Origin of the sequence: Amycolatopsis sp. NPDC058278 (assembly GCF_042881395.1) — a bacterium.
In the GTDB taxonomy this organism is placed as follows: domain Bacteria; phylum Actinomycetota; class Actinomycetes; order Mycobacteriales; family Pseudonocardiaceae; genus Amycolatopsis.
This window is the reverse complement of sequence record NZ_JBHVXZ010000052.1, coordinates 1-12092: the sequence shown is the minus strand read 5'-3', so window position 1 is coordinate 12092 and position 12092 is coordinate 1. Positions and strand designations below refer to the sequence as shown.

Below are 12092 nucleotides of genomic sequence, written 5' to 3'. Positions count from 1 at the left end.
ACACCATGACGACGCGTACCGGATCCCAGGCCGAGGTCGAGCAGTTGCTCGACGTCTTCAAGGCGCTCGCGAACCCGGTGCGGCTGCAGGTGCTGCGGTGGTTGCGGGATCCCGAGCGGCACTTCCCGGCGGACCGGGCGATCGCCGACCCGGTCGAGGTCGGCGTGTGCGTGAGCCACATCCAGGAGAAGCTGGGACTCGCGCAGTCGACGGTCTCGGCGTATATGGCGTCGCTGCAGCGTGCCGGGCTGGTGCGGGCGACGCGCGTCGGCAAGTGGACGCACTACAAGCGGGACGAGGCCCGGATCGCCGAGCTCGTCGCCATCCTCGGCCGCTCCCTCTGACCTCACCCTCCCCCGGGTTCGCCACCCGACCGGCCATTCATATCGTAAATCTGCGATACTTCGATTTATGGGTACGATCGAGAACATGCGGCTCGGCCGCTACGGGATCTGGACGTTCGACTTCGAGGACCAGCCGGCCGGCCTGATCCGGGATTCGGTGCGGGAACTGGAAGAGCTCGGCTGGCCGGCGGTTTGGATCCCGGAGAGCGAGGGCCGCGAAGCGCTGACGCACGCCGGGTTCCTGCTGTCGGCCACCGAACGCCTCACTGTCGTCAACGGGATCGCGCAGATCTGGTCCCGCGAGCCGCAGTGGACCCGCGGCGCGGCCCTGCTGCTGGCGGACGCCTACCCGGACCGCCACCTGCTGGGCCTCGGCTTCGGCGCCGGAAAGCCCGGCGCGAAGCCGCTTCAGGCCATGAACGGCTACCTCGACGCGCTGGACGCCGGCCAGGACGTCAACCCCGCACCGCGCGCGCCGATGCGCCGGCTGCTCGCGGCGTACGGCCCGAAGATGCTGGCACTGGCCCGCGACCGGTCGGCGGGCGCGCACACCTACCACGTGACCCCGGAGCACACGGCCCAGGCGCGGGAGATCCTCGGGGCCGGCCCGTTCCTCGGTGTCGAGCACGCGGTGCTCTTCGAAACCGACCCGGCCAAGGCGCGCGAGATCGCCCGCGCCCACCTGCACATGTACCTCACCTCGGAGTACAACGTCGCCAAGTTCCGGCGGCTCGGGTACACGGAAGCGGACATCGACGGCGGCCGCGGCAGCGATCGCCTCGTCGACGACCTCGTGTTCTGGGGTGACCTCGAGACGATCACCGCGAAGCTGGGCAGGCACCTCGACGCGGGCGCCGACCACGTCGGCGTCCAGGTCATCGGGGTCGAGCCGGGCACCTCGGCCATGCCGCACTGGCGGCGGCTGGCCGAGGCCCTGCTACCCGCGTAGGCCGAACCGCGCGGTGCAGTGCCACACGCGCTTGAGCACCTGGGGGTCGTGCCGGCCGGCGCGGACGGCGTCGCCGATGACGCGGGCGTCCAGCCACCCGTCCTCGGCGATGTCTTCGCCGGCCCGCACGGCTTCCTCGCCGCGGTAGTCCGCGTGCTCGGCGAGCTCCGCCACCGGGAGCCGGAACCCGTGGTGCCAGTACGTCGGGAACCGGAAGCCGGCGGCCGCCGCTTCGACGTCGGTGCCGCGGAAGGCCGGGTCCAGCACCAGGGCCGCGACGTCGTCCGCCAGCCGCAGCGGGCCGTGGACGTGGGCCTCGATGTAGTCGTCGAGCTCGTCGGGGGCGTCCGCCTCGACGAGGGGGATCAGCGGCATGTGCGCGAGCGTGCCGAAGTGCGCCGGTTCGCGGAAGCTGTCCGGATAGCAGAACGTCGTGCGCGTCAGCACTTCCCGCTTGAGCCGGAAGTGGGCCGAGCCGAACCGCACGGAGCCACCGGCCGGGCGGCGGCGGTGGTCGAGCGAGCCGTACTTCGGCCGGAGCGACGGCGGCAGCTCGTCGTAGACGCCGCCGAACATCCGGTGCTCCCAGTGCCACCGGTCGCCGCCGGGGTGCGCGGTCAGGCCGCCGTTGCCCGTGCCGGTCTCGAACTGCGAGCGGTAGACGCCGTCGGTCAGCCAGTGCCGCAGCAGCGGCACCGTCCCCACCAGCCGGTCCGGGTGGAAGTGGATCGTGACGTCCAGGTCCTCCGGCAGCGGCGGCCCGGTGACCCGGTCCGCGACGTATTCGACCGCTGCCTGCCATTCCTGCCCCATGGTATAGGTCGTTATACACAACACGGCGTCGGAAAACCACTGGCTTCGCGGTCGGTCCGGCGGTTTGACTGCGGCCATGCGACGGACGGAGTTCGGGGTCACGGTGCGGTTCGCGCTGCTGGCGATCGTGTGGGGTGCGAGTTTCCTGTTCATCAAGGTCGGTCTCGGCGGGCTCTCCCCGGGCCAGGTCGCGCTGGCCCGGGTCGCGCTGGGCGCGCTGGCGCTGGCCGTGATCCTGGTGGTGCGCCGGCGGCCGCTCCCCCGCGATCCGGTGCTGTGGGGTCACCTCGCGGCCGTGTCGGTGCTGTTGTGCGTGGTGCCGTTCCTGCTGTTCTCGTGGGCGGAACAGTACATTTCGTCCGGCTTGGCCAGCATCTTCAACGCGACGACGCCGCTGGTCACGATGCTGCTGGCGGCCGCGGCGCTGCCGGAGGAGCGGTTCACGCCGCCGCGGGTGCTCGGCCTGCTGCTCGGGTTCGCCGGCGTGCTCACGATCGTCGGGGTGTGGCACGGCATCGACGTGTCGCACCGGCTGACGGCCCAGCTCGCCTGCCTCGGCGCGACGGCGTGCTACGGCGCGTGTTTCGTCTACCTGCGCCGGTTTCTCTCACCCCGTGGGACGGACCCGGTGGTCGTCGCGTTCGGGCAGACGGCGTCGGCGACGGTGATCCTGGGCCTGCTGACCCCGGTGATCGCGGCGACGCCGGTGCACCTGAGCCTGCCGGTGGTGGGGAGCATGGTGGTGCTCGGCGTCTTCGGCACGGGCATCGCGTACGCCTGGAACACGCGGATCATCGCCGCCTGGGGCGCGGCCAACGCCTCGGCGGTGACGTACCTGACGCCGGTGGTGGGCGTGCTGCTCGGCGTGCTGGTGCTCGGTGAGCCGGTGAGCTGGAACCAGCCGGCCGGGGCCCTGCTGGTGGTGCTGGGGATCCTCGCCGCGCACGGGAAGTTGCGCCTGCGGCGCTCAACTCGGGTCGACGCGGAACTCGTCCGCCGTTAGACGCGCCGATGGGCGGCTGCCTCGCGGCAACCGCCCATCGGACACTCGAACTCCTACAGGTACTGACCGGTGTTCGTGGCGGTGTCGATCGCCCGCCCCGAGTCCTGGTTCTTGCCGGTGACGAGCGTGCGGATGTAGACGATCCGCTCGCCCTTCTTGCCGGAGATCCGGGCCCAGTCGTCCGGGTTGGTGGTGTTGGGCAGGTCCTCGTTCTCCGCGAACTCGTCGACGATCGCGTCGAGCAGGTGCTGCACGCGGAGACCGGGCTGCTTGGTCTCCAGCACCGACTTGATCGCCGACTTCTTCGCCCGGTCCACGATGTTCTGGATCATCGCGCCCGAGTTGAAGTCGCGGAAGTACAGGACTTCCTTGTCCCCGTTGGCGTAGGTCACCTCGAGGAACCGGTTCTCGTCGCTCTCCTCGTACATCCGCTCGACGGTGTGCTGGATCATCGCGTCGAACGTCGCCTTCGGGTCCCCGCCGAACTCGGCGAGGTCGTCGGCGTGGATCGGCAGGCCTTCGGCCAGGTACTTGGAGAAGATGTCCTTCGCGCCTTCGGCGTCCGGACGCTCGATCTTGATCTTGACGTCGAGCCGGCCCGGCCGCAGGATCGCCGGGTCGATCATGTCCTCGCGGTTGGAGGCGCCGATGACGATGACGTTCTCCAGGCCTTCGACACCGTCGATCTCCGACAGCAGCTGCGGCACGATCGTGGTCTCCACGTCGGACGACACGCCCGACCCACGGGTCCGGAAGATCGAGTCCATCTCGTCGAAGAACACGATCACCGGGGTGCCCTCGGAGGCCTTCTCCCGCGCCCGCTGGAAGATCAAGCGGATGTGCCGCTCGGTCTCCCCGACGAACTTGTTGAGCAGTTCGGGACCCTTGATGTTCAGGAAGTAGGACTTCCCGTCCTCGTTGTCGCCCCGCGCCGCCGCCACCTTCTTGGCCAGCGAGTTCGCCACCGCCTTGGCGATGAGCGTCTTGCCGCAGCCCGGCGGGCCGTAGAGCAGGACGCCCTTGGGCGGGCGCAGCTGGTACTCCTGGTACAGGTCGGCGTGCAGGAACGGCAGCTCGACCGCGTCCCTGATCTGCTCGATCTGCCGGGTGAGGCCACCGATGTCCTCGTAGCGGACGTCGGGCACCTCCTCCAGCACCAGGTCCTCGACCTCCGCCTTCGGCACGCGCTCGTACGCGTAGCCGGCCTTGGAGTCCACCAGCAGCGAGTCGCCCGGCTTGAGCGGCTGCTCGGCCAGCAGGTCGGAGAGCAGGACCACCCGCTCTTCGTCCGCGTGCCCGACCACCAGCGCGCGAAGGCTGCCGCCCTCGACGTCCGATGCGAGCACCTCACGCAGGGCGCACACCTCACCGACGCGTTCGAAGCCGCCGGCCTCGACCACGGTGAGCGCCTCGTTGAGCCGCAGCGCCTGGCCGCGACGCAACGAAGAGAGCTCGACCGCGGGCGACACCGACACCCGCATCTTCCGGCCGGCCGTGAAGACGTCCACCGTGTTGTCCTCGTACGCCTCGACGAAGACGCCGTACCCGGACGGTGGCTGGGCCAGCCGGTCGACCTCCTCGCGGAGGGCGAGGAGCTGTCCTCGCGCTTCGCGCAGGGTTTCGACCAGTTTGGTGTTGCGTTCGGTGAGCTGGCTCACCCTTTCCGAGGCCTCGGCGAGCCGCTGTTCGAGAACGCGGTTCTGCCGTGGCGAGTCCGTCAGTTTGCGGCGCAGCAGCGCCACTTCTTCCTCGAGAAAACGGATCTGCCGAGCCTGCTCGTCCGCCGTCGTCCCAGCTCCGGATGTTGCTGAAGGGTCGGCCTCCTCGCGCCGACCTCCGGGAAGGTCATGATGCATCGGGCACCTCCTCGGAGTGCTTTTCATTCCACGGTACCGGCGATCACCGACAAGAAAAGGCCTTTCCGCATCACAAGATCGGCGCGTCGCGGTTTGCCGGCCACCCCCAGCACGGACATTCCCGCAGCGCAAGCGGCCATTTCGGTGCCGTGACGCGGGTGTGTGACGGGTCCGTCCGGGCCGGGAGGAAGCAAGCACGTCGGGAGTACCCCGCGCGTGGCGGCGCCAACCTCGCCCGGGAGACCGGGCAATTCCGGCCAGTTCCGCCCTAACCGCGCGGCGGGACGGCCCGGTGGCTAGCATCGGGCGACGCCGTACCGGCCCTGATGGCCGGGCGCTATCGAAGGAACGCTAGGGGGCACCAGTCATGACCTACCCGCCGCAGCAACCGGGCGGCTACGGCCAGCAGCCCGGCGGCTACGGGCAGCAGCCCGGGCCGTACGGTCAGCCGCAGCAGGGCGGCTACCCCCAGAGCGGCCCCCAGCCCCAGCCCGGCTACGGCGGCACCCAGCAGTTCGGCCAGCCCGGCGGCTACGGCGGCACCCAGCAGTACGGGCAGCCCGGGCCCTACGACCAGCCCGGCCAGGGCGGTTACCAGCCGCAGACGGGCCCTCAGCCCCAGCAGGGCCACCCGCAGTACGGCCAGCAGGACCAGTGGGGCCGGCCGCCCCAGTCCTTCGGCGGCCACGACCCGTACGGCGGCAGCTTCGGCGAGGCACCCCCGCCCAAGAAGAAGACCGGCCTGATCGTCGGCATCGCGGCCGCCGCGGTGGTGCTCGTCGGCGGTGGCGTGACCGCGTTCGTGCTCATGAACGGCGACGACCAGCAGACCGCCGCACCGCCCGCGACCAGCAGCTCGGCCGCACCGACCGCGCCCTCCACGGTGCCGAAGGCGTCCACCCCGAAGCCCAAGAGCACCGCACCGACCAGCCCGACGTCGAAGAGCAAGCCCGCGGGCGGCCCGGCGCCCGGTGGCAAGGCCAGCTCGCAGGAGCTGTTCGACTCGACCCTCTCGGCCTACAACGCGGGCGACGAGAAGGCGCTCGGCGACACGATCTGCCGCAGCGTCTACGAGGGCACCACGGGCGAGATCCCGAAGGTCACGGTGAAGCTGACCGGCACCCCGGAGGAGACCGGCGACAAGGCCACCGTCCGCTACTCCGCCACCGACGGCAGCAAGACCAAGGTCGGCACGATGTCGGCGCAGAAGGAATCCGGGCTCTGGTGCCTGTCCAACGTCCACGCGGACGGCTCGTGAGCACCCGGCGGCGGTGAACCGCCCGCTCGCCGCCGGGCTGGTGCTGCTCGGCGTGGCCGGAGCGGGTGCCGTGCTCGGGCTGCTGCTCGTCGCCCCGGCCGGCTCCCCGCCCGCGGCGTCGGACACGCCGTCGCCGTCGCCCCGCCCGTCGGCCCCGCCACCGCCTCCCGACGAGGCCGACACCGCGGCGGTGGCGGTGCTGGCCCGCGCGATCGTCGACGCGATCGCCCGCCACGACTCGGCGGCGTTCGGGAAGCTCACCTGCCGCCCGCAGACCGCCGACGCACTCGCCGGCCTCCAGCGAACCTGGGACGCGGCCGGCCCGGTCACGGCGAAGCTGGCCGCACCCCCGGAGCTGCGCGGCGAGTCCGCGACGGCGAAGGTGCACGTCGAAGCGGCGGGCGGCACCAAGGACACGCCCTTCCCGCTGCACAAGGAGAACGGCCGCTGGTGCGTGCCGGGCTGAGCCCGGGGCCCGGGCGCCCGTGCCCGGTCAGGTCCGCGGCCGCTGGTGCGTGCCGGGCGGCGTGAACCCGTCGGGCCAGCGGGCGGTCGCGTCGGCGAAGGCTCCGGTCAGGTCCGCGGCCGCCAGGTCGGCCGCGCGGAAGTCGGCGCCGCGCAGGTCCGCGTCCCGCAGGAGCGCACCGGGTCAGGCTCGCGCGGCTGAGGGTGGCGTTCCGCAACACCGCGCCCTCCGGGTTCGCCCCCGCGAAAACAGACCCGCGGGATCGCGAGGCCGGCGCCCCGCACGTCGTTCGCGGCCTTCCGGCGCGGCTCTACCTCAGCCCTTGCCCTTGCTCGGCCGCCGCGAGACCCGGGGCGACACGGTGCCGTCCGCCAGCCGGCGGGCCGTGAGCAGGAACGCCGTGTGCGCCACCATGCGGTGGTCCGGGCGGACCGCCAGGCCCACTACGTGCCACGGGCGCATCAGCGTCTCCCACGACTCGGGCTCGGTCCAGCACTGCTGCTCGCGCAGCGACTCCGTGACGCGCGAAAGCTGCGTCACCGTCGCGACGTAGACCGTCAGCACCCCGCCCGGCACGAGGTGGGCGGCCACGTTCGGCAGCTGGTCCCACGGCGCCAGCATGTCCAGCACGACGCGGTCGACCTCGCCCTCGTGCGAGGCCAGGTCGGCCACCGTGAGCGACCAGTTGGCCGGCTTCTCGCCGAAGAACTTCACCACGTTCCGCTCGGCGTGTTCGGCGTGGTCGTCGCGGATCTCGTAGGAGTGCACCTGCCCGGCCGGGCCGACCGCGCGCAGCAGCGAACACGTCAGCGCGCCGGAACCGGCGCCCGCCTCGAGCACGCGCGCGCCGGGGAAGATGTCGCCCCACATCACGATCTGCGCCGCGTCCTTCGGGTAGATCACCTGCGCGCCGCGGGGCATCGAGAGGACGTAGTCCGGCAGCAGGGGGCGCAGCGCGAGGTACGTCGACCCGCCCGCGGACGTGACCACCGACCCTTCGGGACGGCCGATGAGGTCGTCGTGGGCCAGGGCGCCGCGGTGGGTGTGGTACTCACCACCGGCGGCCAGCGTCAGGGTGTAGTGCCGCCCCTTCGAGTCGGTCAACTGCACCCGATCACCCGCGCTAAACGGTCCGCTGACCGACAACACTTCCTCCTGCGCCTGTAACCCGTTTGGCCGACACCAGATCTTCGCAGGCCGCGCGGGCGCCGGGCTCAGCGGGTACGGCGGTTCAGCGCGGCCCGCAGGTCGTCCCGGCGCAGCACGCCCGCCGGGCGGCCCTCGTCGTCGACCACGAGGAACTGCCACGCCGCGGTCTCGCGGACCCGCTCGACGACGTCCTCCCCCGGCTCCGACGCCAGCAGCACGGTCTCGGCCCGGATCGGTTCGGCGGCGAACTCGGCCGGGGCGTGCGGCGAGGAGCTCGCGAGCCGCTCCGCCGCGCCCACGTCCAGGAGCCCGGCCGCCACGCCGTCGGCGCGGACCAGGACCACGCCCCGGCCGGCCGACGCGGCCAGCGCGTCCGACACCGGGCTTTCGGCGGGCAGCTGCAGCACCGGCCGGACCAGCTCGCCGAGGACCAGGCCGTCCGGCCACGTGCGGCGGGCTTCGGCGGCCAGCTCCGAGCGCGCGCCGAGGATCACGAACCACGCCGTGACGACGCAGACGCCCAGCCGCAGCCAGCGGTCCGGGCTCGCGGTCGCCAGGCCCCACAAGGCCCAGACCAGCAGCCCGGCGGCCACGACCGCGCCGCCGGCGACCGCCGCGCGCGTGCCCTTGGCGCGGATGCCGGTGGCCGCCCAGACCCCGGCGCGGACCAGCCGGCCGCCGTCCAGGGGCAGCCCGGGCAGCAGGTTGAACACGCCGACGGCGAGGTTCGCCACCGCGCACTCGGCCACCAGGAGCCAGACCGCGCCGTCCGGCGGCACGGCGAACATCAGCAGCCCGCAGAAGCCGCCGAGCAGCAGCGACACGGCGGGACCGGCCGCGGCGACCAGGCCTTCGTCGCTCGGGCGCTTCGGGGTGCGGGCCACTTCGGACAGTCCGCCGAGGAGGAACAGCCGCAGCCGCCGCACGGGGATCCCCAGCCGCAGCGCGACCAGGCAGTGCCCGAGCTCGTGCGCGAGCACGGACAGGCCCAGCAGCAGCGCGAACGCGCCGGCCAGCAGCCACGACGTCGTCGCCGAGGCGTCCGGGAGCAGCCGCCCGACCAGCGGCGCGTAGAGCACGACGACGATCAGCGAGCCGACCCACCAGGACGGCGCGAGCAGCACCGGCACCCCGGCGACCCGGAACAGCACGAGGCCGCCGTCCGAGCGGACGGCCTGCCGGGTGCCCCCGGTGCCCTGCTCACTGGTCGCGGCCATGCGGAGAGCCTAGAGCCCCGGGTGTGGGTCCCGGGTGATCCGGCCCCCACCGGTGTCGCCCCGGACGACACGCGTACCCCGGCGGCCGACACGGCGGCCGGTCGTGTCGTCCATCCCGGTACGCGTGTCGTCCGTGCAGGTACGCGTGTCGTCCGTTCCGGGTGGGGGTGGCGGGCGTTGCGGTCGCCGGAACTGTCGGACCCCGGCGTTACGCTCTGCCCATGCCCGACGCCGACACCGTGACCACCGACACCCCAGCCGCCGTCGCCACCGAGGTGCGGCGGCGGCCCGCGTTGTCGCCGTCACGGGCCAGCGACTTCAAGCAGTGCCCGCTGCTCTACCGGTTCCGCGCGGTCGACCGGCTGCCGGAGGTCCCGACCAAGGCCCAGCTGCGCGGCACGCTCGTGCACTCCGTCCTGGAGCGGCTCTTCGCCCTGCCGGCCGCCGAGCGCGTCCCGCCGCGGGCCCGCGAGCTGCTCGGCCCGGCGTGGAGCGAGCTGTCCGCCGACCGTCCGGAGTGGACCGAACTGTTCGACGGCGGAAAGCCCGACGACCAAGCGGACTGGCTCCGGTCGGCGGAAAAGCTGCTGGACGCTTACTTCGAACTGGAAGACCCGCGGCGGCTGGAACCCGAGGCCTGCGAGCTGCACGTCGAGATCGAGCTCGGCTCCGGCGTGCTGCTGCGCGGCTACATCGACCGGCTCGACGTCGCGCCGACCGGTGAGATCCGGGTCGTCGACTACAAGACCGGTGCCGCGCCGCGCGAGATCGGCGAGGCCAAGGCGATGTTCCAGATGAAGTTCTACGCCGTGGTCCTGTGGCGGCTGCGCGGGATCGTCCCGCGCCAGCTCAAGCTCATGTACCTCACCGACGGCCAATCGCTCGCCTACACCCCCGACGAAGCCGAGCTGCTGCGCTTCGAACGCACGCTGGAAGCCATCTGGCAGGCCATCCTCAAGGCGGGCAAGACCGGCGACTTCCGGGCGAACAAGAGCAAGCTGTGCAACTGGTGCGACCACCAGGCGCACTGCCCCGAGTACGGCGGCACCCCACCCGAATACCCCGGCTGGCCGGAACCCGACGCGGGCGACGAGACGCCGCTGGACCGGGCCGACTGATGGCCGACGCCTTCTACGTCCCGCTCGGCGACGGCCGGTTCTCCGCGACCGGGCACACGGCCGGGCCGTGGACCCCGGACGCCCAGCACTTCGGCCCGCCGTCGGCGTTGCTCGTCCGGGCCCTCGAAACCGTCGAAACCACCCATCCGGCCGAACTCGCCCGCGTGACCGTCGAGATCCTCGGGCCGGCACCGGTCGCCGAGCTCATCGTGCGGGCCCGGATCGAGCGGCCCGGCCGGTCGGTCGAACTGCTGCAGGCCGAGCTGGCGATCGCCGAGCGGGTCGTCGCCAGGGCGTCGGCGTGGCGCATCGCGACATCCGACACGGCGGAAATCGGCACCGACGCCGGCCCGCTCCTGCCCGGGGCCGGCAGTGTCGAGGAGTCACCCTGGCCGGAGGGCTGGCAGGCCGGCTACCTGGACGCGGTCGAGTGGCGCGCGGTGCGCGGCGGCATGGACGTGCCCGGCCCGGCCGCCGTGTGGGCCCGCCAGCGCGTCCCGCTGGTCGACGGCGAGGAACCGAGCGGCCTGCAGCGGCTGTTCGCCGTGGCCGACTCCGGCAACGGCGTGTCCAACTACCTCGACCCGCGGAAGTGGTGGTTCATCAACTCGGAACTCACCGTGCACCTGCGGCGGACGCCGGCCGGCGAGTGGATCGGCCTCGACGCGGTCACGCTGGTCGGCCGGCACGGCATCGGCACGGCGACCAGCATCCTGCACGACGGCGACGGCCCGGTGGCCACCGGCGCGCAGGCCCTGATGGTCCGGCCGCGACAGGCCGGAGGCGGATAGCCACCCACAACGGGCCCGCATCCAATAACCTTCGCGGAACGACCGACTTGAGGAGCGCTCCGGCATGCAGATCACCTCGGTGGTCAACCAGAAAGGCGGGGTCGGCAAGACCTCACTGAGCGTCGGCACCGCGGCCGCACTGGCCGAGAAGGGCCGCCGGGTGCTTCTGGTCGACCTCGACCCGCAGGGCCACGCGACGACCGAGATGCTCGGGCTGTCCGAGGTGCCCTCGGACCGGCCGAGCCTGGCGAAAGCGCTGGCCAAGACGTGGAAGGGCCCGATCGAGGAGATCGTCGTCCCGCACCCGCGCAGCAACCTCGGCAAGGGCGGCGCGCTCGACGTCGTGCCGACGTCGCCGGGGATGTTCGACCTGATCCGGCGGCTCGACTCGTTCCGCGTTCCCGGCTGGCAGCTCGCCCGGGTCATCCAGTTCGCCAACTACGACCACTGCGTCATCGACTGCCCGCCGGCGCTGGACGTGCTGACGAACAACGCGCTGGCGGCCTCGCACGGCATCCTGGTCCCGGTCCAGCCGGACAAGACGAGCATCCGCGCGCTGCGGCTGCTGGCCGACCAGGTCCGGTACGTCGAGCAGACCGTCGGGCGGCAGCCGCTGTCGTGGTTCGGCCTGGTGCCGAGCCTGTACCGGCGGCCGATCTCGCACTACGCGGCCGCGGCGCTGCAGGAGATGTACGACTTCGGCATCCCGATGCTGTCGCACCTGCCGCTGGGCGTGGTGATGAACGAGGCGGCGGCGCACGGCGTCCCGGTGACGACCTACGCGCCCGAGACGTTGCAGGCGCTGTCCTTCCGCGAGATCGCGGAGACGCTGGACAGCCACCTGGCGCAGAACGCGGCCCCGGCGGTGGTCCCGGCCGACGAGGAGTTCGTCTTCGAGGACTTCATCTCCGAAGTCGCCGTCGCCCGCAACGTCAACGACAACGGCGCCCGCAAGGGCCTCTACGACCTGCTGCCGAAGAAGCCCCACCGCCCCCGCTGACCGGTCGTGAGGGGTAAGGCAGGCGGGAACCCGCCCTAGCCCCCCCAACCGGGTGCGGGCAGTGGCGGGCGGGCCGGCTGTGCCGCCCCCGGAAAGCCAAGGGGCCCCCCGCGGCGGGGGCGTGCCAG

13 protein-coding genes are annotated in these 12092 nt (G+C 72.4%); 8 read left to right on the top strand and 5 right to left on the bottom strand.

Annotation, left to right across the window (positions count from 1 at the left end):
• The first annotated feature begins 5 nt into the window (after positions 1 to 5).
• Both ACFVYA_RS25915 and ACFVYA_RS25910 read left to right on the top strand, forming a co-directional pair.
• Positions 6 to 344 carry an ArsR/SmtB family transcription factor gene (locus ACFVYA_RS25915; protein WP_387048569.1) on the top strand — a complete coding sequence of 113 codons (339 nt, stop codon included), beginning with the start codon at positions 6 to 8 and terminating at the stop codon, positions 342 to 344.
• Between the two features lie 67 nt (positions 345 to 411).
• A complete protein-coding gene (locus tag ACFVYA_RS25910; RefSeq protein WP_387048568.1) occupies positions 412 to 1293 on the top strand; it encodes a TIGR03620 family F420-dependent LLM class oxidoreductase in 882 nt (293 codons plus the stop codon).
• Here ACFVYA_RS25910 and ACFVYA_RS25905 read toward each other — a convergent pair.
• Entirely contained in the window at positions 1282 to 2106 is an 825-nt protein-coding gene (locus ACFVYA_RS25905; protein WP_387048566.1) for a DUF3626 domain-containing protein, read from the bottom strand. The two genes, ACFVYA_RS25910 and ACFVYA_RS25905, sit on opposite strands and share 12 nt — an antisense overlap.
• Before the next feature lie 76 nt (positions 2107 to 2182).
• Between ACFVYA_RS25905 and ACFVYA_RS25900 the strand changes: the two genes are divergently transcribed.
• On the top strand, positions 2183 to 3109 hold the full coding sequence (locus ACFVYA_RS25900) for a DMT family transporter (RefSeq protein WP_387048565.1): 927 nt from the start codon (positions 2183 to 2185) through the stop codon (positions 3107 to 3109).
• 53 nt (positions 3110 to 3162) lie between these two features.
• Here ACFVYA_RS25900 and arc read toward each other — a convergent pair whose 3' ends face one another.
• Positions 3163 to 4965 (bottom strand): proteasome ATPase, encoded by a 1803-nt coding sequence (gene arc, locus ACFVYA_RS25895; protein WP_285992063.1) that lies wholly within the window; start codon positions 4963 to 4965, stop codon positions 3163 to 3165.
• Positions 4966 to 5332: 367 nt separating this feature from the next.
• Here arc and ACFVYA_RS25890 point away from each other — a divergent pair, with 367 nt between their 5' ends.
• A complete protein-coding gene (locus tag ACFVYA_RS25890; RefSeq protein WP_387048564.1) occupies positions 5333 to 6223 on the top strand; it encodes a hypothetical protein in 891 nt (296 codons plus the stop codon).
• 13 nt (positions 6224 to 6236) lie between these two features.
• Positions 6237 to 6689 carry a hypothetical protein gene (locus ACFVYA_RS25885; protein ID WP_285992065.1) on the top strand — a complete coding sequence of 151 codons (453 nt, stop codon included), beginning with the start codon at positions 6237 to 6239 and terminating at the stop codon, positions 6687 to 6689.
• 27 nt (positions 6690 to 6716) lie between these two features.
• On the opposite strand, the gene ACFVYA_RS25880 is transcribed toward ACFVYA_RS25885, so the two are convergent.
• From ACFVYA_RS25880 to ACFVYA_RS25870, 3 genes are all read right to left on the bottom strand, one after another.
• Complete coding sequence (locus tag ACFVYA_RS25880) at positions 6717 to 6845, bottom strand: hypothetical protein (RefSeq protein WP_387048639.1); 129 nt, start codon at positions 6843 to 6845, stop codon at positions 6717 to 6719.
• Positions 6846 to 7004: 159 nt separating this feature from the next.
• Positions 7005 to 7835, bottom strand: a complete 831-nt coding sequence (locus tag ACFVYA_RS25875) for a tRNA (adenine-N1)-methyltransferase (RefSeq protein ID WP_387048563.1) — start codon at positions 7833 to 7835, stop codon at positions 7005 to 7007.
• Between the two features lie 68 nt (positions 7836 to 7903).
• Complete coding sequence (locus tag ACFVYA_RS25870; RefSeq protein WP_387048561.1) at positions 7904 to 9055, bottom strand: M50 family metallopeptidase; 1152 nt, start codon at positions 9053 to 9055, stop codon at positions 7904 to 7906.
• A gap of 221 nt (positions 9056 to 9276) precedes the next feature.
• On the opposite strand from ACFVYA_RS25870, the gene ACFVYA_RS25865 reads away from it, so the two are divergent.
• From ACFVYA_RS25865 to ACFVYA_RS25855, 3 genes are all read left to right on the top strand, one after another.
• Positions 9277 to 10173 carry a RecB family exonuclease gene (locus ACFVYA_RS25865; RefSeq protein ID WP_387048559.1) on the top strand — a complete coding sequence of 299 codons (897 nt, stop codon included), beginning with the start codon at positions 9277 to 9279 and terminating at the stop codon, positions 10171 to 10173.
• Positions 10173 to 10964 carry a thioesterase family protein gene (locus ACFVYA_RS25860; RefSeq protein ID WP_387048558.1) on the top strand — a complete coding sequence of 264 codons (792 nt, stop codon included), beginning with the start codon at positions 10173 to 10175 and terminating at the stop codon, positions 10962 to 10964. The genes ACFVYA_RS25865 and ACFVYA_RS25860 overlap by 1 nt, the downstream gene beginning before the upstream one ends.
• Positions 10965 to 11028: 64 nt before the next feature.
• The gene (locus ACFVYA_RS25855; protein ID WP_387048556.1) at positions 11029 to 11964 is read left to right on the top strand and encodes a ParA family protein; all 936 of its coding nucleotides are present in this window, start codon (positions 11029 to 11031) and stop codon (positions 11962 to 11964) included.
• The last annotated feature ends 128 nt before the right edge of the window (positions 11965 to 12092 follow it).

Excerpts from the sequence above, each read along its gene's own strand:
- ACFVYA_RS25855 (WP_387048556.1), top strand. The coding sequence starts at position 11,029 with ATGCAGATCACCTCGGTGGTCAACCAGAAAGGCGGGGTCGGCAAGACC.
- ACFVYA_RS25870 (WP_387048561.1), bottom strand. The coding sequence starts at position 9,055 with ATGGCCGCGACCAGTGAGCAGGGCACCGGGGGCACCCGGCAGGCCGTC.
- ACFVYA_RS25860 (WP_387048558.1), top strand. The coding sequence starts at position 10,173 with ATGGCCGACGCCTTCTACGTCCCGCTCGGCGACGGCCGGTTCTCCGCG.
- ACFVYA_RS25890 (WP_387048564.1), top strand. The coding sequence starts at position 5,333 with ATGACCTACCCGCCGCAGCAACCGGGCGGCTACGGCCAGCAGCCCGGC.
- ACFVYA_RS25905 (WP_387048566.1), bottom strand. The coding sequence starts at position 2,106 with ATGGGGCAGGAATGGCAGGCAGCGGTCGAATACGTCGCGGACCGGGTC.
- ACFVYA_RS25865 (WP_387048559.1), top strand. The coding sequence starts at position 9,277 with ATGCCCGACGCCGACACCGTGACCACCGACACCCCAGCCGCCGTCGCC.
- arc (WP_285992063.1), bottom strand. The coding sequence starts at position 4,965 with ATGCATCATGACCTTCCCGGAGGTCGGCGCGAGGAGGCCGACCCTTCA.
- ACFVYA_RS25900 (WP_387048565.1), top strand. The coding sequence starts at position 2,183 with ATGCGACGGACGGAGTTCGGGGTCACGGTGCGGTTCGCGCTGCTGGCG.
- ACFVYA_RS25910 (WP_387048568.1), top strand. The coding sequence starts at position 412 with ATGGGTACGATCGAGAACATGCGGCTCGGCCGCTACGGGATCTGGACG.
- ACFVYA_RS25915 (WP_387048569.1), top strand. The coding sequence starts at position 6 with ATGACGACGCGTACCGGATCCCAGGCCGAGGTCGAGCAGTTGCTCGAC.